Origin of the sequence: Spirillospora sp. CA-128828 (assembly GCF_050945415.1) — a bacterium.
Lineage (GTDB): Bacteria > Actinomycetota > Actinomycetes > Streptosporangiales > Streptosporangiaceae > Spirillospora.
The window spans coordinates 1,753,393-1,773,564 of sequence record NZ_CP191986.1; the positions used below are offsets into that span (position 1 = coordinate 1,753,393).

The 20,172-nt window shown below is 72.0% G+C and carries 18 protein-coding genes; 15 read left to right on the forward strand and 3 right to left on the reverse strand.

Annotated features, from left to right (window positions below):
- Positions 1-3: 3 nt before the first annotated feature.
- The gene (locus ACQPXG_RS08985; RefSeq protein WP_433467157.1) at positions 4-1,695 is read right to left on the reverse strand and encodes a dolichyl-phosphate-mannose--protein mannosyltransferase; all 1,692 of its coding nucleotides are present in this window, start codon (positions 1,693-1,695) and stop codon (positions 4-6) included.
- A 212-nt stretch (positions 1,696-1,907) separates the two neighbouring features.
- Here ACQPXG_RS08985 and rsmI point away from each other — a divergent pair, with 212 nt between their 5' ends.
- Positions 1,908-2,744, forward strand: a complete 837-nt coding sequence (rsmI, locus tag ACQPXG_RS08990) for a 16S rRNA (cytidine(1402)-2'-O)-methyltransferase (protein WP_433467158.1) — start codon at positions 1,908-1,910, stop codon at positions 2,742-2,744.
- Between the two features lie 140 nt (positions 2,745-2,884).
- Positions 2,885-3,187 (forward strand): hypothetical protein, encoded by a 303-nt coding sequence (locus ACQPXG_RS08995; RefSeq protein WP_433467159.1) that lies wholly within the window; start codon positions 2,885-2,887, stop codon positions 3,185-3,187.
- Positions 3,188-3,331: 144 nt separating this feature from the next.
- Here the strand turns inward: ACQPXG_RS08995 and ACQPXG_RS09000 are convergent, their stop codons facing one another.
- Entirely contained in the window at positions 3,332-5,107 is a 1,776-nt protein-coding gene (locus ACQPXG_RS09000; RefSeq protein ID WP_433467160.1) for a hypothetical protein, read from the reverse strand.
- A 311-nt stretch (positions 5,108-5,418) separates the two neighbouring features.
- Here ACQPXG_RS09000 and ACQPXG_RS09005 point away from each other — a divergent pair, with 311 nt between their 5' ends.
- Both ACQPXG_RS09005 and ACQPXG_RS09010 read left to right on the forward strand, forming a co-directional pair.
- A complete protein-coding gene (locus ACQPXG_RS09005; RefSeq protein WP_433467161.1) occupies positions 5,419-6,771 on the forward strand; it encodes a glycosyltransferase family 2 protein in 1,353 nt (450 codons plus the stop codon).
- 211 nt (positions 6,772-6,982) lie between these two features.
- Complete coding sequence (locus tag ACQPXG_RS09010; RefSeq protein ID WP_433467162.1) at positions 6,983-8,803, forward strand: hypothetical protein; 1,821 nt, start codon at positions 6,983-6,985, stop codon at positions 8,801-8,803.
- Here the strand turns inward: ACQPXG_RS09010 and ACQPXG_RS09015 are convergent.
- On the reverse strand, positions 8,800-10,425 hold the full coding sequence (locus ACQPXG_RS09015) for an ArnT family glycosyltransferase (RefSeq protein ID WP_433467163.1): 1,626 nt from the start codon (positions 10,423-10,425) through the stop codon (positions 8,800-8,802). The genes ACQPXG_RS09010 and ACQPXG_RS09015 overlap by 4 nt on opposite strands.
- Positions 10,426-10,481: 56 nt before the next feature.
- Here ACQPXG_RS09015 and metG point away from each other — a divergent pair, with 56 nt between their 5' ends.
- From metG to ACQPXG_RS09070, 11 genes are all read left to right on the forward strand, one after another.
- Positions 10,482-12,275: a methionine--tRNA ligase gene (gene metG, locus ACQPXG_RS09020; protein ID WP_433467164.1), complete on the forward strand. Its 1,794-nt coding sequence runs from the start codon at positions 10,482-10,484 to the stop codon at positions 12,273-12,275.
- Positions 12,272-13,096: a TatD family hydrolase gene (locus tag ACQPXG_RS09025; RefSeq protein WP_433467165.1), complete on the forward strand. Its 825-nt coding sequence runs from the start codon at positions 12,272-12,274 to the stop codon at positions 13,094-13,096. The genes metG and ACQPXG_RS09025 overlap by 4 nt, the downstream gene beginning before the upstream one ends.
- A 134-nt stretch (positions 13,097-13,230) precedes the next feature.
- Positions 13,231-14,037: a transglycosylase family protein gene (locus tag ACQPXG_RS09030; protein ID WP_433467166.1), complete on the forward strand. Its 807-nt coding sequence runs from the start codon at positions 13,231-13,233 to the stop codon at positions 14,035-14,037.
- Positions 14,038-14,095: 58 nt separating this feature from the next.
- Complete coding sequence (rsmA, locus tag ACQPXG_RS09035) at positions 14,096-14,977, forward strand: 16S rRNA (adenine(1518)-N(6)/adenine(1519)-N(6))-dimethyltransferase RsmA (protein WP_433467167.1); 882 nt, start codon at positions 14,096-14,098, stop codon at positions 14,975-14,977.
- A 52-nt stretch (positions 14,978-15,029) separates the two neighbouring features.
- Entirely contained in the window at positions 15,030-16,154 is a 1,125-nt protein-coding gene (locus ACQPXG_RS09040) for a glycoside hydrolase family 26 protein (protein WP_433467168.1), read from the forward strand.
- Between the two features lie 21 nt (positions 16,155-16,175).
- Positions 16,176-17,099 carry a 4-(cytidine 5'-diphospho)-2-C-methyl-D-erythritol kinase gene (locus tag ACQPXG_RS09045; RefSeq protein ID WP_433467169.1) on the forward strand — a complete coding sequence of 308 codons (924 nt, stop codon included), beginning with the start codon at positions 16,176-16,178 and terminating at the stop codon, positions 17,097-17,099.
- A gap of 113 nt (positions 17,100-17,212) precedes the next feature.
- Positions 17,213-17,428 carry a hypothetical protein gene (locus tag ACQPXG_RS09050; protein WP_433467170.1) on the forward strand — a complete coding sequence of 72 codons (216 nt, stop codon included), beginning with the start codon at positions 17,213-17,215 and terminating at the stop codon, positions 17,426-17,428.
- 43 nt (positions 17,429-17,471) lie between these two features.
- Entirely contained in the window at positions 17,472-17,930 is a 459-nt protein-coding gene (locus ACQPXG_RS09055; RefSeq protein ID WP_433467171.1) for a hypothetical protein, read from the forward strand.
- 2 nt (positions 17,931-17,932) lie between these two features.
- The gene (locus ACQPXG_RS09060; protein ID WP_433467172.1) at positions 17,933-18,124 is read left to right on the forward strand and encodes a hypothetical protein; all 192 of its coding nucleotides are present in this window, start codon (positions 17,933-17,935) and stop codon (positions 18,122-18,124) included.
- A 3-nt stretch (positions 18,125-18,127) separates the two neighbouring features.
- Entirely contained in the window at positions 18,128-18,331 is a 204-nt protein-coding gene (locus ACQPXG_RS09065; RefSeq protein ID WP_433467173.1) for a hypothetical protein, read from the forward strand.
- A 50-nt stretch (positions 18,332-18,381) separates the two neighbouring features.
- A complete protein-coding gene (locus ACQPXG_RS09070) occupies positions 18,382-20,139 on the forward strand; it encodes an ABC-F family ATP-binding cassette domain-containing protein (protein ID WP_433467174.1) in 1,758 nt (585 codons plus the stop codon).
- Positions 20,140-20,172 lie beyond the last annotated feature (33 nt).

Here is a 20,172-nt window from a genome sequence, read left to right on the forward strand (position 1 = left end):
GCGTCATACCCACTTCTTGAACCAGATCCGGTTGTGCCAGTCGTCGTACGGGATCGTCTGCGCCGACAGGATCGGATGGAAGTAGGCGAAGTTCGCCAGCACCACCAGCAGGAACGCCCCCGCGGCGGCCGCGCCGACCAGCCGCCTGATCCCCGCCCCCTGGGCGAGGGGGACCGGAGCGTACGCCCCGCCGTCCTCATGCGCATCGGCGGGCAGGTCGTGCGCGGTGGCGAATGCCTCGCCGTACGGGCCCTGCCCAGGTCTCGCCGCGTGCGCGCCCGCCATCACGGCAGGCGCGGGTCCTATCAGGTAGCCCAATACCAGGACCACCGCCAGCACCATGAACGGGATCAGCGGCGTCGCGTAGAACAGGAACATCGTCCGGTCGGCGAACGCCGACGGGAACCAGGACAGCCAGCCCGCGAGGAAACCGAGCAGGATCGCCCCGGCCCGCCAGTCGCGCAGGAAGAACCAGATGAACACGACGACGATCAGTGCGGCGAGCGCACCCCACCACAGCGCGGGGGTGCCGATCCCGAGGATCTCGCGGGAGCAGCGGTCCGCGCCGCACGACTTCGGCTCGGTATAGAAGAACGCGACCGGACGGCGCAGGATCGGCCATCCCCACGGCCACGACTGGTACGGGTGTTTGGCGTCCAGCCCGGTATGGAAGTTGAGCATCTGGGCGTGGTAGTTCCACAGGTCGGGCATCGCCTCGAACGGCCGCAGCAGCACACTGCTGGACACGTCACCGCGCCCCCAGCCGCCCGGCTTGAAGATCCACCCCCACCAGGTCGCCAGGTACGCCACCAGCCCCACCACGACGATCTGCACGAACGCCGGGACGGCCTCCAGCAGCACCATCCCGGCGAACGGGGACCGCACTCCGGCGGCGCGGCGGGCGCCGTAGTCCCACAGGACGGTCATCACCCCGAACGCGGCGACGTAGAAGATCCCCGTCCACTTGGTGGCGCAGGCGAGGCCGAGGCAGATCCCCGCGCCCCATCGCCAGCCGTGCGCGAGGAACGGGCCGTACACCGAGGTCTCGCCGCGCTCGATCCTGTCGACGAGGTCGCGGCGGGAGCGGTCCCGGTCGTTCACCAGGCAGGCGAACCCGGCGAGGATCCAGAACATCACGAAGATGTCCAGCAGCGCGGCCCGGCTGGTCACGAACTCCAGGCCGTCCAGCGCCAGCAGCAGCCCGGCGGCGCAGCCGAGCAGCGTCGAGCCGGTCATCCGGCGCGCGACCCGGCACAGGATCAGCACCGACAGCGTCCCGACCAGCGCGGGCATGAACCGCCACCCGAACGGCGTCGCGCCGAACATCCACTCGCCCACCGCGATCATCCACTTGCCGAACGGCGGATGCGCGACGAACGCGGGCCCGCTGCCCCAGATGTTCGCGTGCGTGTCGGCGATGAGCATCTTGTCGGCGTTCTCGACGGTGTTGTGCTCCCAGCCGAACTTCAGCAGGGCGAGCGCGTCCTTGGCGTAGTAGGTCTCGTCGAACACGACCGCCTTCGGCGACCCCAGCCCGGCGAACCGCAGGTACCCGGCGAGCGCCGTGACCAGCAGCGGGCCCAGCCAGGACAGCCATGGACTCCCCGGGATCGCGGGGGCGAGCCACTCGCGCAGCGGTGGCGGCCTGCGCCGGGACGCGATGGCCGGGGCGGAAGCCAGATCCGTCGTCGCCATCCTGTCATCGTACGGGGGTTCGAGTGGGGCGCCGCCCTGGGTAAAGACGGCACGGCTACGGTCACCGGCCGGGTGGCCGGAGGGCGGTCACGCCCGGAGGTCGCACGGCCCGTCGGGCGGGAGGCCGTTTCACGAGACGCGGAGCGGATCGGGAAACGGCCTTCCGCCCGTAACGGGGGTTCCAGGGGGTCGCCCCCTGGGAGGATAGGTGCGTGACTGGGACCCTGCTGCTCGCCGCGGCGCCGATCGGACGGGCCGAGGACGCGTCGGCGAGGTTGCGGGCGGCGCTGGCGGAGGCGCCGGTGATCGCGGCCGAGGACACCCGCCGGCTGCGCCGGCTCGCGGGCGATCTCGGCGTCGGGCTCGCCGCGCGCGTCGTGTCGTACAACGACCTGAACGAGCGGGCGCGGGCGGCGGGGCTGGTGGAGGAGCTGCTGGCGGGCCGGGACGTGCTGGTCATCACCGACGCGGGCATGCCCGGTGTGTCCGACCCCGGGTACCGGCTCGTCGTCGCGGCCGTCACCGCGGGCGTCCCGGTGACGGTGCTGCCCGGGCCGTCCGCCGTGACGACCGCGCTGGCGGTGTCGGGGCTGCCGACCGACCGGTTCTGCTTCGAGGGGTTCCCGCCGCGCAAGCCGGGCGAGCGCGCCCGGCGGCTGGGCGCGCTGGCCGGCGAGCCCCGCACGATGGTGTTCTTCGAGTCGCCGCGCCGGCTGCCCGCCACCCTCGCGGCCATGGCGGAGGCGTTCGGCGCGGACCGTCCCGCCGCGGTCTGCCGCGAGCTGACCAAGACCTACGAGGAGGTCCGGCGCGGGCCGCTCGCCGACCTCGCCGCGTGGGCGGCGGACGGCGTGCTCGGTGAGATCACGCTGGTCGTCGGCGGCGCGCCCGAGCCGCGCGGGCTGTCCGACCCGGCCGACCTGGCCGCGGCGGTCGCCGCCCGGGAGGAGGCCGGGACGCCCCGCAAGCAGGCCATCGCGGAGATCGCCCGGGAGAACGGCGCCCCCAAGCGAGTCGTTTACGACGCAGTCGTCAAAGCCAGGAAATAGTCACGGCATCGGAACGGTCCAAACGGTTCTTTCTGGGAATAACGCAACTCGGTGGCGTGCGACCGGGGGCCAGTATGGGCTCGGCCGAGTCACCATGGAATCGGAACGCGGGCGAGATGGTCAGCGAGGGGGTGAGTGCCGTGCAGGATGTGTGGTCGAGCCATGAGGTATGGGTCTTCGAGTGCCTGAGCTGCGCGACGACCTGGGACGAGGACTTCGAGGTCCGGCACTCCGGGGACGGTCACGGCAACGAGGCCGTCATCTACGAGATGAAGGGCCAGCCCTGCACGACGCCCTGGATGGACCGGTCCTGCCCGACCTGCGGCGGCCAGAACGTCAAGGCGCTGTCCGCGGTGCGCGGCAAGCAGGCCGAGGTCCCGAAGGCCCGCGGTGGCAGCGACGTGGCGATGGTCTTCCATCTCCGCCGGATGCACGCCTGGTAGCCCCGACCCGCGGTCGCTCTCCGGCCCCGGCGCGACGCCGGGGCCGGGTCGGTACCCGTGTGGGGGGCGACCCCCCACACCCCCCCGGCAAGTACCGCCTGACCGGCGCCTTCCGCTCCGCTGGAGCTCCGCTCCAGGCGCCGGTCAGGCGGGGACGCCGGTGCTCGGCCGGCTCTCCTGCGGTGCGTCTTCGGCGGTCTTCCCGGTCCTGACGCGGGCGGCGAGGGTGCGGGTCCAGCCGGTGACCGTGCGGCGGGCCCCCGGGGTGAACGCCATCCCGGCGGCGAGTGCCGCCAGCGGGACGGCGGGCAGCACGTAGCGGTAGTCGAACTCGGCGGTGGCCGCCGGCGCCAGCAGCAGCCCGGTCGCGAGCGTCCACGGCAGCAGCGCCTCGCCGCCGAACCGGCGCCACAGCGGGATCAGCCCGGCCAGGCCGATGAGCAGGATGCCGCCGACCATCGTGCCGCGCAGGTAGAAGACGTCCTGGTAGCCGCGGGCGACCCCGGCGAACGGCTCCACGACCTGCGTGCGGGCGTCGCCCTGTTCGTAGCCCCGCGCGTCCTGGGACGCGGTCCCGCCGTGCGGCATGTGCCAGTCGGGCAGCGGGCGGCCGGTCTTGCCGAACTCGTACTGCGAGTACGTCGCCGGGTCGGGGAACACGGTCCGCTTCCACCGGAAGACCCGGAAGAAGTCGTGCGCGACGACCCGCAGGTAGTCGTCCGGCTGCGCGATGATCGCCCGCTTGGCGAAGTCGTTGCCGAGCTTGTTGTTCTCGGGGCTGAACCGCGTGCCGGTGTAGCGGTTGAGCGGGGAGCGGGCGTTCCAGATCCCGTCCTGGGAGTTGGGCAGCCGGTTCGCGGGCTCGGTGCACAGCGGGTACTCGCTGACCGGCAGGTCCTTCATCTCGTGGCAGTCGGCGAACTTGTAGACCCGCGCGTACAGGAAGATCCCGTTGCTCTCGGTGATCGCGAACTTGTCGCTGTCGGCCTTGTACCAGCCCATGTAGGCCAGGACGGGCAGCATGCAGGCCGCCAGCGTGACCGCCATCAGCCGCCAGCCGCTGCGCCGGACCAGCATGTACACCAGCACGCCGAGCAGCACCGGCATCCCGACCGAGCGGGTCAGCCACGCCATCCCGACGATGAGCCCGACCGCCGCGGCGATCTTCCAGGTCGGGCGGTCGTGCCACAGCAGCAGGGTGACCGCGCACATCACCAGGAAGGTGAACATGGTGTCCGACAGGACGAGGTGCTCCAGCTGCAGCTGGTAGGCGTCCAGCAGGACCGGCGCGGACGCCAGGGCCGCGCCCCAGCCGGGCAGCCGGAACTTGCGCCGCAGCAGCGCGTAGATCATCACGCCCATGGCGAGGCCCATGAGGTGCTGGATCGCGGCGACGAGCGCGAAGCTGTGGAACGGCTTGAGGACGACCAGCAGGAACGAGTACCCGTCGGGCCGCAGCGGATGCGGGTACGGGTCCATCGCGACGTTCAGGTAGTCGAAGCTGTCGTTGAAGAACATCACCGGCTGGTAGCCGAGCATCGCGACGAGCCGGAGCAGGGCCGCTGTGGCAATGATCACACTGAACGTGGGGTGGCGGCGCGCGAGCGTCCAGAGGCCGCGGGCCCGCCGCCGGACGTCCGGCTCGGCGGTCTCGTCCGCAGGGGCGCCCGTTTCCGGTCCCGCCTTGGCATTGGATTCCGGACGGTCCTTAACGGATTTTTCCGTGTCGGTGGCCGTCGCCGTGCCATCGGGCGTGTCGTCCGGCGCCGTGTCCGCGGCGGCGTCCGGGGAGGCGTCCGGATCGGGGGCCGCACCGCCCGCCGTGTCGTCCGCCGTGGCGGCCTCATCGGCCGTGGCCAGGGCCGTGCCGCCCTGTGCCGTCTCGTCGAGCGCGGTGCCCCGCGGCGATTCCCCCGCCACTGCCGCACCTCCCCTTCGATGTCCGGCCCCCGGTCCGGTGGCACTGCGTTCTCCCGCACGCGTCACAGCCGTCCCACCCTTTCCGGGCCGCCGTGCCCGTATGCTTGACGTCCTAGCCTGCCGCCCGCGACCGATCCAGAGTGGGATTTTCGGTTGCAAGTGGGCAACACGATACGGGTGCTCTTGACGAGAGCGGCCATCATTACCCGTCCTCGGCAGGCATCATGAACGACGACGGGCCGCCTCCGCGGAACAACAGAGATTATCGGAAAACACCGCAGACGGTCACCAGGGGTAACGAAGGAGAACGCGTGGAACTCTCCGTAGTGATGCCATGTCTGAACGAGGCGGAGACGGTCGAGACCTGCGTCCGCAAGACGATCGGCTTCTTCGAGGACAAGGGCATCGACGGCGAGGTGGTCATCGCCGACAACGGCAGCACCGACGGCAGCCAGCAGCTCGCCCGCGACGCGGGCGCCCGGGTCGTGCCCGTGATCGACAAGGGCTACGGCAACGCCCTGATGGGCGGCATCCGGGCCGCGCGCGGCAGGTACGTCGCGATGGGCGATGCCGACGACTCCTACGACTTCACGACCCTCGGCCCGTTCCTGGACGAGCTGCGCGACGGCGCCGACCTCGTGATGGGCAACCGGTTCAAGGGCGGCATCGCCGACGGCGCCATGCCGCCGCTGCACCGCTACCTCGGCAACCCGGTGCTCAGCTTCGTCGGCCGGCTCTTCTTCGGCAGCAAGATCGGCGACTTCCACTGCGGGCTGCGCGCCTTCGACAAGGAAGCCATCCTGCGGCTCGGCCTGCAGACCGGCGGCATGGAGTTCGCCAGCGAGATGGTCGTCAAGGCGACCCTGCAGGGCTACGACATCCGCGAGGTGCCGACCACGCTGTCGCCGGACGGCCGGACCCGCGCCCCGCACCTGAACACCTGGCGTGACGGCTGGCGTCATCTCCGCTTCCTCATGCTCTACAGCCCCCGCTGGCTGTTCCTCATCCCTGGTCTCGTCTTCATGACGCTCGGCCTGGTCGCCGGGATCGCGCTGTCGACCGGCCCGGTCACCGTCGGGGAGATCGCGTTCGACGTCGACACGCTGGTCGGCGCGTCCGCAGCACTGATCATCGGCTTCCAGGCGGTGCTGTTCGCGCTGCTCACAAAGGTCTATGCGATGCAGGAGGGATTCCTGCCGCACGACCGCCGGGTGCAGAAGCTCATCGACTGGTGGAGCCTGGAGCGCGGCCTGCTGATCGGCGGGCTGCTCGCGGTCGCCGGTCTCGGCGGTCTCGTCGCGTCCCTGCTGCACTGGCGGGTGAACAGCTTCGGCGAGCTGGACCCGCGGCACTCGCTGCGCATCGTCGTGCCCGCCGCGACCGCGCTCGTGATGAGCTTCCAGGCCATCTTCGCGTCCCTGTTCGTCAGCATCCTCGGCATCCGCCGCCGCCAGCACCCGCCGATCGTCGACGTGGCGGAGGAGGCCGCGGGCGTCGTGGACGCCGCCGCGCACGAGGTCGCCAGGAGCGAGGCCGCGAAGGCCGACAAGGCCGGGAGGACGGACGCCGAGCAGCCCGGGCAGGAGCCGGCGAAGGCGGGCGCCCGCAGGGCGGACCTGTCGGCGGACGACGACGGCGACGAGGGCGACGCACCCGAGAGCTGACCGGCCGCGGGCACCCCCCGGAGCGGCGCGTGCTCCGGGCCGTCCGATGTTCGTCACCATCTGAGAACATGACAGGACGGACCGTGCCGAATCGTGAGAAGTTGCTGAATGTTCCCGAGCCGGGGACCGGCGCACCGCCCGCACTGTGACAGGCTTGACCGTCGATGGATCTTCGTTCCCCGGCAGCCCGCGCCCGGCGCGCCGTACGCCCATGAGCACACGTACGCCGCCGGACGCCGCGTCGCCGACCGCCGCGGCGGTCACCCGGCCACAGGCCGCGCCGCCGGATCCGGTCGCCACCCCGTCCCGGCTCGACCGGCGCCGCTGGGCCTGGCTGTTCGTGCTCGGCTGGGCCGCGCAGGTCGCGGTCCGGCTGTGGCTCGGATCGGGGCAGACGGTGCCGGTGGCGACGCCGGACGAGTCGGGCTACCTGTTCGCCGCCCGCGTCCTGACCGGCGGCCCGGACGCCGACATGTCGTTCGGGACGGTCTACCGCGGCGGCTACCCGCTGCTGCTGACGCCCGCGTTCTGGATCGGCGCCGGCCCGGTCGGCGTGTACCGGGCCGCCCTGGTGATCAACGCGCTGGTCAGCGCGGCGATGCTGCCGCTGGCCTACCTGCTGCTGCGCCGGCTGCGGCTGCGGCGGCGCTGGTCGTACGTCTTCGCGCACGTGACGGCGCTGCTGCCGTGCGTGCTGTTCTACTCCGAGTTCGTGCTGACGGACGCGATCCTGCCGGTGATCCTGGTCGGCTGGCTGCTGCTCGCGCACGCGTGGCTGACGGCTCCGCCGCCCGCCGGGCGCCGCGCGTCCGTCCGGCTGACGCTGTCCGGGACGGGCGCCTCGCTGCTGGTCGCGTACGCCTACGCCTGCCACACGCGCGGCGCGATCCTGCTGGTCGTGCACGCGGCGCTGCTCGGCATCGCGATGGTGCGGCGCTGGCGGTCCTGGCGCGACGCGTCCGCCGCCGCGCTCGTCCTCGCCGCCGGGACCGGCGCGGGGATGCTCCTGAACCGATCGCTGCTGCCGCACATGTACCCGGCCGGCGACAACGACCTCGGTGGCAACGTCGTCCGGCGCCTCACCACGCTGGACGGGTGGGGCTGGATGCTGTCGCTCGGCACAGGCCAGGTCTGGTACCAGGCCGTCGCGACCGGCGGCGTGGCGGCGATCGGCCTCGTCACCGTGGCGTTCCTCGCCATCCGCCCGCGTACGGCGCCGGGCACGCCCGGGCAGGTGCGGGCGCTGGCGCTCGGTCTCCTCGCGATCGTCGCGGGCATCGCGTTCGCGACCTCGGCGGCGCTGCCGGTGGAGTACCGGATCGGCAACTACGTGTACGGCCGCTACCTCGCCTGCGTCACGCCGGTGCTGTTCATGGTGGGCGTCGCGGTCCTCGCGCGCGCGTCACGGCGGACGCTGCTGTGCGCGGCGTGCGCGGCGGCCGGGATGGCGGTCATGGCCGCGTGCGTCGTCCAGTGGTACGCGGGCGACCTGCTCACCCAGTACACCTACACGGCCTACGACTTCCCGGAGACGTCGTTCCTGACCTGGGACTGGACGGCGTTCCGCCTCTGGCACGCCACGCTCACCGGCCTGGTGCTGCTCGCCCTGGCGGTCGCGGCCGCCGGACTGCGCCGCCACGGCCCGCTGCTGCTGGCGGGCCTGCTCACCCTCGTCGCGGTCGGCATGTGCGTCACCGCGACCGACCGGATCGCGCGGCCCCTCGTGCGCGCCGAGACCGCGCACACCGACCTGCGGCGCAACGTCGACCTGGCGAAGCAGCGGTCCATCGCCGTCGACTGGAACGTCTGGTGGACGATCCGGCTCTCCCAGTACTACTGGGCCTGGTGGAGCGACGGCAGCGTCTTCGACGCCCGCTGGACCGCTCCGCCGCAGAACGTCGACCTGGTCGTGCTGGCATGGCCGAAGGGCAAGCCCGCCACCGCGTCCTGGCCGAAGGGCGCCCCGCCCGGCTGGCACGTCGTCGACGGACGCCGCACGGTCGAGGGCGACTGGGTCGCCTGGTCCCGCTAGTCCCCGGGCGCGGGCGGCGGCGGATTCCAGAGCTGCAGGATCCCGTCGGACGACCGCCACATCAGCGTCCATCCCGCGGCGGGTGACGGGCGCCAGCCGCCGCCGATCTGCGACTCCATGCCGCGCCAGCGCGTGTAGAGCATCGGCCCCTCCGTCGCGTTGCGCGGGACCTGCCCCAGGTAGTGCGGGAAGTCGCGGATCTCGCCGCGCCAGATCGGCCGGCCCCACATGTCGCGGGTGTAGAAGGTGAGGGTCTGCGCGAGCCGCCGGTCGGCGCAGATCAGCGTGATGTCGCGGTGGTCGCCGAGGTAGCCGCGCAGCTCGTTCCACGCCTTGTCGCGCGGCAGGTCCGGGACGGCGCGGACGGCGGCGACCGCGTACGTCCCGCCGAGCGCGACGGCGAGGACGGGCACCACGACGGTCCGCAGCCGCAGCCGGGACACCAGGCCGGGCGGCACCATCCGGAACATCAGGATCAGCGACCCGAACCCGCCGGCGAGCAGCGCCGGCAGCACCGCGAACCAGTACCGCTGCAGCCAGGCGCGCAGCGAGATGCTGTCCGGGTCGAGGACGCCGGAGAACAGCGTCAGCGGGACGGCGAGGGTGAAGAACCACACCAGGACCAGCGCGAGCCGCCGGTCGCGGGTGACGGCCCAGCCGGCGATGGTGAGGGCCAGCGCGGCGGTGAAGACGAGGCCGAGCGGGTTCCAGTCGTGCATCGCGCGCAGGAACGAGCGGGCGGCGAGCTCCCGGGTGACATAGTCGCGGGACTGGCCGCCGTGCTCGGCCGCCGACATGAGCCCGGCGAGCGGGTCGCCCCACACGATCTGGTTGTGGACGAAGTTCAGGACGAGGATCGCGAGCATCGGCGCGCCGACCGTGACGTTGCGGCGCCACGGGATCCGCAGCAGCGCCAGGTAGGCGGGGATGGCGAGGAACAGGAACGCCAAGAATTCGCGGACGAGGAACGACGCGCCGAGGAACACTCCGGCGGCGAGCAGCATGCGCGTCTGCGCCCGCCCGGTTCTGCGGCCCGCGACGACGAGGCCCGCCATCCCGATCGTGAACAGCCCGGCGCCCGGCATGTCCGGCAGCATCACCCCGGTCGACCAGGTGATCTCGTGGCCGTACGGGTTGGTCATCGTGAAGAACGGGTGGATGAGCAGGGTCGCGGCGGACGCGACGCCCGCCACGTCCCCGAACAGGGAGCGGACGACCAGGTACGTGCCGACGAAGAAGGCGGCGCCGCCGGCCCCGGCGACGACGAAGTACGCGGCCTGCCCGTCGCCGAGAACCTCCTGGACGAGCCGCGCCGGCAGCACCAGCCCGATCCGGGTGACCTGGTGCGGGACCTCGTCGAACGGCCACTGGCCGAGCGGGATGTCGGGCCAGTCGCGGGCGGCGAGCCACACGTAGTACGGGTCGAAGTACAGCGGCGGCGTCATGACCGCCCACTGGGCGGCCACCGCAGACGCCGCGACCAGCAGCGACAGCCACACGACCCGGCGGGTCCGCCGCACCCGGCGCGCCAGCCGTACGGGGAGTCCCCGGGGCGGCCCGTCGTCCGGCGCGACGCCGGTCACCGCAGGCTCGACGGCCTCGCCGGAGGTGGTCTGGGGCATGCCTGGCAAGGTTACTCGCGTGCCGGGGCGCCCGTGACGCGACTACCCTTGATTCCATGTCCTCGTCAAGCCGTCATATCTTGACCGCGCCCGCTTGGCCGTACGCCAACGGGCCCCGTCACATCGGGCACGTCTCCGGTTTCGCGCTGCCCGCCGACATGTTCAGCCGCTACCAGCGGATGGCGGGCAGCAAGGTCCTGATGGTCAGCGGCACCGACGAGCACGGCACGCCGATCCAGGTACAGGCCGACAAGGAGGGCGTGACCGCCCGCGAGCTGGCCGACCGGTACAGCGGCGTGATCGCCGAGGACCTGCACGGCCTCGGCATGACCTACGACCTGTTCACCCGGACGACGACGCTGAACCACTACGCGGTCGTCCAGGAGATCTTCAAGGGCCTGTACGACAACGGCTACATCTACCCGACCAAGACGATGGGCGCGATCTCGCCGTCCACCGGCCGGACGCTTCCGGACCGCTACATCGAGGGCACCTGCCCCATCTGCGGGTACGACGGGGCGCGCGGCGACCAGTGCGACAACTGCGGCAACCAGCTCGACCCCATCGACCTGATCAACCCGGTGTCCCGGATCAACGGCGAGAAGCCGAAGTTCGTGGAGACCGAGCACTTCATGCTCGACCTGCCGGCGTTCACCGAGGTCCTCGGCCGGTACCTGCGCGGCAAGCAGGGCCAGTGGAGGCCGAACGTGCTGAAGTTCGCGCTGAACCTGCTCGACGGCATGCAGCCCCGCGCGATCAGCCGCGACCTCGACTGGGGCGTGCCGATCCCGCTGGACGGCTGGCGCGACAACCCGGCGAAGAAGCTGTACGTGTGGTTCGACGCGGTCGTCGGCTACTTCTCCGCGTCGGTGGAGTGGGCGCGGCGGTCCGGCGACCCGGAGGCGTGGCGCGCCTGGTGGCAGGACCCGGAGGCCCTGTCCTACTACTTCATGGGCAAGGACAACATCGTCTTCCACGCCGAGATCTGGCCGGCGATGCTGCTCGGCTACGGCGGCCAGGGCGACAAGGGCGGCACGCCGGGTTCGCTGGGCGCGCTGAACGTCCCGACGGAGGTCGTGTCGTCGGAGTTCCTGACGATGGAGGGCCGCAAGTTCTCCTCGTCCCGCCAGGTCGTCATCTACGTGAAGGACTTCCTGGAGCGCTACGACGTGGACGCGCTGCGCTACTACGTCGCGGTCGCCGGGCCGGAGAACCAGGACACCGACTTCACGTGGTCCGAGTTCGTCCGCCGCAACAATGACGAGCTGGTCGCCGCGTGGGGCAACCTCGTGAACCGGTCCGTGAACATGGCGGCGAAGAACTTCGGCGCGATCCCGGAGGCGGGCGACCTCACCGACGCCGACCGGGCGCTGATGGAGCGCAGCCGCGCCGCGTTCGCGGCCGTGGGCGCCGAGCTCGGACGGTCCCGCTTCAAGAACTCGATCACCGAGGCGCTGGACGTCGTCCGCGACGCCAACAAGTACCTGTCCGACCAGGCGCCGTGGAAGCTGAAGGACGACCCCGAGCGCGTCAAGTCGATCCTGCACACCGCCCTCCAGGTGGTGGACGACGCCAAGACGCTGCTGACTCCGTTCCTGCCGAACTCGTCCCAGAAGGTTTACGAGATGCTGGGCGGGCAGGGCGTGTGGAGCGGGATGCCGGAGCTGACGACGGTGTCGGAGGAGGGCGGCCCCGACTACCGCGTCCTGACCGGTGACTACGCGACCGAGGCGCGCTGGGAGTCCACGCCGATCAAGCCGGGCGTGCCGCTGGCCAAGCCGACACCGCTGTTCAAGAAGCTCGACGCCTCCGTGGTGGACGAGGAACTCGCGAGGCTGGAGAACACGTGAGCCGAGACGGGGACGGGCAGGCCTCACGGTCGTACCCGCCGCTTCCCGAGCGCCTGCCTGTCGACGTCTTCGACAGCCACTGCCATCTCGACATCGTCGAGACGCCCGTCGACGAGCAGCTGAAGTCGGCGAAAGCGGCGGGCATCACGCGGATCGTCACGATCGGCTGCGACCTGCCGTCCTCCCGGTTCGCCGTGGACGCCGCCGACGAGTTCGACGACGTGTACGCGGCGGTCGCGATCCACCCGAACGAGACGACGGGGATCTCCGACGCCGTCCTGGCGGACATCGAGCTGCTGGCCGCGCACCCGAAGGTGCGCGCGATCGGCGAGACCGGCCTGGACTACTACCGGGACTGGGCGCCGAAGGACGACCAGCACCGGTCGTTCCGCGGTCACATCGAGATCGCCAAGCGCACCGGCAAGGCCCTGGTCGTCCACGACCGGGAGGCGCACGACGACGTGCTCGCGGTCCTGGACGAGGTGGGCCCGCCGGACACGGTCGTCTTCCACTGCTATTCGGGCGACGCCCGGATGGCCGGGATCTGCGCCGAGCGCGGCTATCTGATGAGCTTCGCCGGGAATGTCACGTTCAAGAACGCCGAGCCGCTGCGGGAGGCGCTGAAGGCGGCGCCGCTCGACCTGCTGCTCGTGGAGACCGACGCGCCGTTCCTGACGCCGATCCCGCACCGCGGCAAGCCGAACGCCTCGTACCTGATCCCGCACACCGTGCGCGCGATGGCCGAGGTCAAGGACGTGGACCTGGCGGAGTTGTGCGCCGCGATCGCCGCGAACGGGGAGCGCGCCTTCGGTTCCTGGTGACCGGCGGACAGACGGGGACATACCGCCCATAAGGGGCCTGTGGGGGCGTTGAGGTGGCGGAGACGGGCGAGGGGCTCTAATCTCTGGCCCGTTGAACGGGCGCCCCCGAGCCCGGCCCCCTGGAGGAACCCCCCGTGCCTTGGAAACCCGTGCGTCGCACGCTCATGCCCACCGCCGCGCTGCTGGCGACCGTGCTGCTGGCCGCGGCGTGCGGCGGAGACGGGGCGGGCCAGAAGAACACCGGAGCCGTCGCGGACGCGCCGCGCACCAGCGCCCCCGCGCCGCGCAAGGTCGTCATCGTGGTCGACGCGAAGAAGACCGAGACGATGACGACCGGCACGACCGTCCAGCAGGTCCTGGAGCAGGCGAAGGTCGCGCTCGGGCCGCACGACCTGGTCAAGCCGGCCGCCGACCGGCCCGCCGGGGACGTGATCAAGATCATGCGACTGCTGTCGGACCCGGTGACCAAGGTCGTGAAGACGCCCGCGCCGACGGTCCGCAAGAAGAGCTCGTCGGTCCCGCCGTGGAGCGAGAAGGAGCTGCGCAAGGGGCGCCCCGGCCTCAAGATCGTGAAGATGGCGTACGTCCGGCGCAAGGGCAAGAAGGTGAAGAAGGTCATCGCGCAGAAGGTGACGCGCAAGCCGGTCGCGCGGATCCTCGCGGTGGGCCCGAAGTCGGGGGGCGGGGGCTCGGCGGCGCGGCTGAACTGGCACGGGCTCGCCAACTGCGAGTCCCACAACAACCCGAAGGCCGTGAACCCGGCCGGCTACTACGGCCTCTACCAGTTCTCCTTGGCGTCCTGGGCGTCGGTGGGCGGGACGGGCAAGCCCTCCGACGCCAGCGCGGGCGAGCAGACCTACCGGGCGCAGCTCCTCTACAACAAGGTGAACGGCCGCTGGCAGGGGCAGTGGCCCAACTGCGGGAGGTTCCTGTTCTCCTGACCGGGCGGGCGGAGGTCCCGGGGGACGTCCCCCCGGAATGACAGGGGAGAATCGGGGCGTGGGGGAGACCAGGGGACTGCTCGGGCCGGCCGACGTGCGGGAACTGGCCGGGCGGCTCGGCATCAGGCCGACGAAGACGCTCGGGCAGAACTTCGTCATCGACGCGAACACCGTCCGGCGGATCGTCCGGGCGGCCGAGCTGTCCTCCGAGGACGTCGTCCTTGAGGTGGGGCCGGGGCTGGGGTCGCTCACGCTGGCGCTGCTGCCGGAGGTGCGGCGGGTCGTCGCCGTGGAGATCGACCCGGTGCTCGCCGCGGAGCTGCCCGCCACGGCGGCCACGCGCGAGCCCGATCTCGCGGGACGCCTGGAGGTCGTGCGGGCCGACGCGATGAAGATCACACATGTGCCGGGGCCGGCGCCCACTGCGCTCGTCGCGAACCTGCCCTACAACGTCGCCGTGCCCGTCGTCCTGAACCTGCTGGCCCGGCTGCCGTCGCTGCGGACCGCGCTCGTCATGGTGCAGGCCGAGGTCGCCGACCGGATGACCGCCGCGCCCGGCGGGAAGATCTACGGGGTGCCGTCGGTGAAGCTCGCCTGGTACGGCGACGCCCGCCGCGCCGGGGCCGTCGGCCGCGCCGTGTTCTGGCCCGCGCCGAACGTGGACTCCGGCCTCGTCGCGTTCACCCGCCGCGACCGGCCGCCGGGCGCGGTGTCCCGGGAGGAGGTGTTCGCCGTGGTCGACGCCGCGTTCGCGCAGCGCCGCAAGACGCTGCGGGCCGCTCTGGCGGGGTGGGCCGGGTCCCCGTCCGCCGCCGAGGACGCGCTGCGCGCCGCCGGCGTCGATCCGCGGATCCGGGGCGAAGCGCTGGACGTGGCCGCCTTCGCCCGGATTGCCGAGTATGGTCCTTCACGCCGGGGAGATCACCCTCAGACACCCTAGGCGAAGGCTCCCTCGGGGGAACTCAGCGGATCAGCACGAGCCGGAGGTCGATGTGAAGGCGCGTTCGCGGACGTCGCGGGCCAGGTTGCCGATCGTGGGGACGGCGCTGCTCGCGGCCGTCGGCATGGTCGCGACGATGGCCGCGGGCTGCGGTGACGGCGCGGGCGCGGCACCCAAGATCACGACGACGGCGCGGGCGGGCGTCGCCCCCGTCCCGCCGGCGAACGGGGCCTACTTCGGGGCCTGGGTGCCGCCGGAGGGCACCGGCAGGCCGTCCGCCTCCGCTTCGGCGTCTCCTTCCGGCTCTCCGTCGGGCTCTCCGTCCGGTTCGCCGTCGGCGTCGCCGTCCGGGAAGGACGCCGGCAAGCCCGGCATGGCGCCCGTCGCCGGGTTCGAGCAGCAGCTCGGCCGGCAGCTCGACATCGTGCAGAGCTACCGGGGCTGGAAGAGCGACTTCCCCGGCGGGCTGGAGAAGTCCGTCGCCGACGGCAACCGCTACCTGCTGCTGACCTGGGCGGGCGCGGACACCCGGGAGATCGCCCAGGGCGAGTACGACGACCTCATCGAACAGCGTGCCCGCGCCATCAAGGCCCTCGGAAAGCCGGTCTTCCTGCGCTGGTCGCGGGACATGGACAAGTCGTCCGGCCGGAAACGCGTCCACTCGGCGGCCGACTTCATCGCCGCCTGGAAGCACCTGCGTGAGATCTTCAAGCGGGAGAACGTCGACAACGTCGCGTGGGTGTGGTGCCCCACCGCCCGCGGCTTCAGCGGCGCGGACGCCGGCTCCTACTACCCCGGCGACGACCAGGTCGACTGGATCTGCGCCGACGCCGCACCCGGCGGCGACTACGACTACCGCGACCTGTCGGAGGCCGTGAAGCTGTTCATGGAGTGGGCGCGCAAGCGGCACAAGCCCATCATGATCGCCGAGTTCGGGGTGCCGAAGTCCTACGGCCCGCGCCGCGCCGAATGGCTCCGCGCGGCCGCCAAGACCCTGCAGGACCCGCAGGTCAAGGCGGTCGTGTACTTCAACTCCGACGAGCAGGCCGAGAACGCCCGCGACAAGCGCCGCGCGTACTCGGTGACCGGTGACAAGCACGCGACGTCAGCGCTGCGCGAGCTCGCCACCACGCCCTACTTCAACCCCCGCAACCTACCCGTGACCAGTGGCGGGTAGGCGTCCTCTAGGGTTTCCGTCGTGAACGCAGTGACGGTACGCGTCCCCGCCAAGGTCAACCTGCAGCTCGGCGTGGGGCCGCTCCGCGATGACGGCTACCACGACCTCGTCAACGTGTTCCACGCCGTGTCCCTGTTCGACGAGGTGACGGCCGAGCCGTCGGGGCGGCTGGAGGTGAGCGTCCAGGCGGCCCCGCACTCGCGCGTCGCGATCGGCGGCGTCCCCACCGACGAGGACAACCTCGCGGCCCGGGCGGCGAGGCTCGTCGCGGAGCGCCTCGGCGTCCGGCCGGACGTTCGGCTGCGGATCCGCAAGGCGATCCCGGTCGCCGGCGGCATGGCCGGGGGCAGCGCCGACGCCGCCGCCGCGCTCGTCGCCTGCGCCCGGCTCTGGGACGACCGGGATCAGCTCACCCGCGACGACCTGATGGAGATCGGCGCGGACCTCGGCAGCGACGTCCCGTTCGCCGTCCTCGGCGGGACCGCCGTCGGCGTCGGGCGCGGCGAGCGGCTCACCCCCGCCCTCACCCGCGGAACCTTCCACTGGGTGTTCGCCACCGCGGACGGCGGCCTGTCCACCCCCGCCGTCTACGCCGAGTGCGACCGGCTCCGGATGGAGGCGGAGGAGACGGCGCAGTGGCCGACCGTGTCCGAGGGGCTGATGACCGCGCTCGCCACCGGCGACCCCAAGGGTCTCGGCGCGACCCTGTCGAACGACCTGCAGCCCGCGGCGCTGTCGCTGCGCCCGTCGCTGCGCCGCACGATCGACGCCGGACGCGATCTCGGCGCGATCGGTGCGCTCGTCTCCGGCTCTGGTCCCACCTGCGCGTTCCTCGCCGAGACGGACGACGACGCCGTGGGCCTCGCGGAGGCGCTGCACGGCGCCGGCGTCGCGGAGCAGATCGTCCGGGCGCACGGCCCTGTCCCCGGCGCCACACTGGTATGACCGCGCGGCGGTAGCTGCGCTCGTCACACAAGCGAACTTCACCCCCACACTGCGCGTCATCTACCCGTGACACCGATTCCCTCCGGCACCGATTCATCCGGCGAGGTGGAGCGATGACGTATCTGTCCGGGTTGCTGGGCTTCGTGGCGCTCGCCATGATGGCGACGCTGGTCCTGCTGGCCGTGCGCCGCGACCGGGCCCTCAGCCGCAACGCGCCCGACAAGGTCGTGGGCGGCACAGGCGGGCCGGGCACGGCCGGACCAGGGACGGCCGGCTCCGGGACGGTCGTGTCCGGCAAGGTCGTGCAGGGGGAGGCGGGCGGCCAGTAGGCTCGGGGCGTCCCGGCTTCAACCACGATTTGGCGGACAAAGCATGACGGCCGCGCTCCTCCTCGCGATCATCTTCCTCGTCGTCCTCATCGGCGCCGGGGTCCTCGTCGTGGTCCTGGTCACGAGCTCCCGGAAGCGCACGGACACGGCCTACCGCCCGCCCGGCGCTCCCGGCCAGCCCTATCAGCCGGGTCAGCTGTATCAGCCAGGCCAGCCCGATCAGGCGGGTCAGTTCGGTCAGCCGGGTCAGCCCGGTCAGCCGTATCAGCCCGACCAGCCGTATCAGCCTGGCCAGTCCGGTCAGCCGGGCCAGCCGTATCAGGCGGGTCAGCCGTATCAGTCAGGCCAGCCCGATCAGCCAGGCCAGCCCGATCAGCCGGGTCAGCCGGGTCAGCCGTATCAGGCGGGTCAGCCCGATCAGGCGGATCAGTTCGGTCAGCCGGGTCAGGCAGGTCAGCCTGGTCAGCCGGGCGGGCCGGCGGGCCCGCCGCCTGGAGCGTGAGCATGGGGATCGGCGTGGTCGAGATCCTTCTCATCCTGATCGTCCTCGCCGCGGTCATCGCCGTTCCGGTGATCGTGCTGATCGTGGCCGTGAGTGCGCGGAAGCGGCGGGAGAGCGGGACCGCCTACCGTCCGCCGGGAGCACCGGGCGGTCCGCCACCGGGCGGCCCTGTGGGCCCTCCGCCTGGAGCGTGAGGAATGGCGTCCATCGGCCTGGTCCAGATCATCCTCATCCCGGTCGTCCTCGGCTCGGTCGTCGCCGTTCCGCTGATCGTGGTCCTGAGCATGCAGAGGCGGCGAGAGGGCGGGACCGGCTACCGTCCCCCGCCGGGAGCGCCGGGCGGTCCGCCGCCGGGAGCGCCGCCGCCGGGAGCGCCGGGCGGGCCGCCGCCGGGTGTCTGAAGGCCCGGCCGCGCCGAGGGGCCTCCGCGGGCTAATAAACTGCAGGCGTCGTGAATCTGATCAATCTTGAGAACGTCGCCAAGTCCTACGGGCCCCAGCCGCTGCTCGACGCCGTGTCCCTCGGCCTGGACGAGGGAGACCGCGTCGGCGTCGTCGGCCGCAACGGCGGTGGGAAGAGCACCCTCGTGTCCGTCCTCGCGCGGGAGACCGAACCCGACGACGGCCGCGTCACCCACGCGCGCGGGGTCCGCCTCGGTTACCTGACCCAGCGGGACGAGTTCCCGGACGGCGCCACGGTCCGGTCCGTGGTGCTGGGCGACCGCGCCGAGCACGAGTGGGCGGGCGACGTCCGCGTCCGCGACATCCTCGGCGGGCTGCTCGCCGACCTCGACCTGGACGCTCCGCTCGCCGGCATGTCCGGCGGGGAGCGCCGCCGCGTCGCGCTGGCCCGGCTCCTCGTCCCCGAGTCCGACCTGCTGATGCTGGACGAGCCCACCAACCACCTCGACATCGAGGCGATCGACTGGCTGGCGCGGCACCTGAAGGACCGCAAGGTCGCGGTGCTCGTGGTCACCCACGACCGCTGGTTCCTTGACGAGGTCACCGACCGGACGTGGGAGGTCGTCGACGGCAGCGTCGAACGCTACGAGGGCGGCTACTCCGCCTACGTCCTCGCCAAGGCCGAGCGCTCCCGGATCGCCGCCGCCACCGAGGCCAAGCGGCAGAACCTGCTCCGCAAGGAGCTGGCGTGGCTGCGCCGCGGCCCGCAGGCCCGCACGTCCAAGCCCAAGTTCCGGGTGGACGCGGCGCAGGCGCTCATCGCCGACGAGCCGCCGCTGCGCGACTCGGTGGAGCTGACCCGGTTCGCGACCGCGCGGCTCGGCAAGACCGTCTACGACGTGGAGGACGCGACCGTCGAACTCGGCGGCCGTGACCTCTTCAAGCGCATGACGTGGCGGCTCGGCCCCGGCGACCGCGTCGGACTCGTCGGCGTCAACGGCAGCGGCAAGAGCACCCTGCTGCGTCTGCTCGACGGCTCGGTGCGGCCCGCCTCCGGCACGGTCGTCCAGGGCAAGACCGTCCAGCTCGCGCATCTGTCGCAGAACCTGGAGGATCTCGACCCTTCGCGGCGCGTCCTGGAGTCGGTCGAGGAGATCCGCCGCCGCATCACGGTCGGCAAGCGCGAATGGACGGCGAGCCAGCTCCTGGAACGGCTCGGCTTCCCCGGCGACCGGCAGTGGACGCCCGTCGGCGACCTGTCCGGAGGCGAGCGCCGCCGTCTGCAGCTTCTCCGCCTCCTCATGGGCGAACCCAACGTCCTCCTCCTGGACGAGCCCACCAACGACCTCGACATCGAGACGCTCACCGAGGTCGAAGACCTTCTGGACGGCTGGCCCGGGACGCTCGTCGTCGTCAGCCACGACCGGTACTTCCTGGAACGCATCACCGACCACGTCGTGGCGCTGCTCGGCGACGGCCGGGTGTCGATGCTGCCAGGCGGCGTCGACGAGTACCTCGAACGCCGCGCGGCCGGGACCGCGCCCAAACCCGGCGCCGCCCGGGACGAGCCGGCGCCCCCGAAACCAAAGGCCGGCGGACAGGACTGGAAGGCCCGCAAGGAGCTCGACCGGCTGGAACGCCGCCTGGAGAAGCTCGCCGGGCAGGAGGCCGGCCTCCACGAGCAGCTCGCCGCGCACGCCACCGACTACGCCAAGCTCCAGGAGCTCGACGCCCGCCTCAAGGAGATCCAGTCCGAGGCCGCCACGGTCGAGGAGGAGTGGCTGATGCTCGCCGAGGATCTCGGCTGACCGGCACCTGACCGGCACGGGCTGGAAAATCCG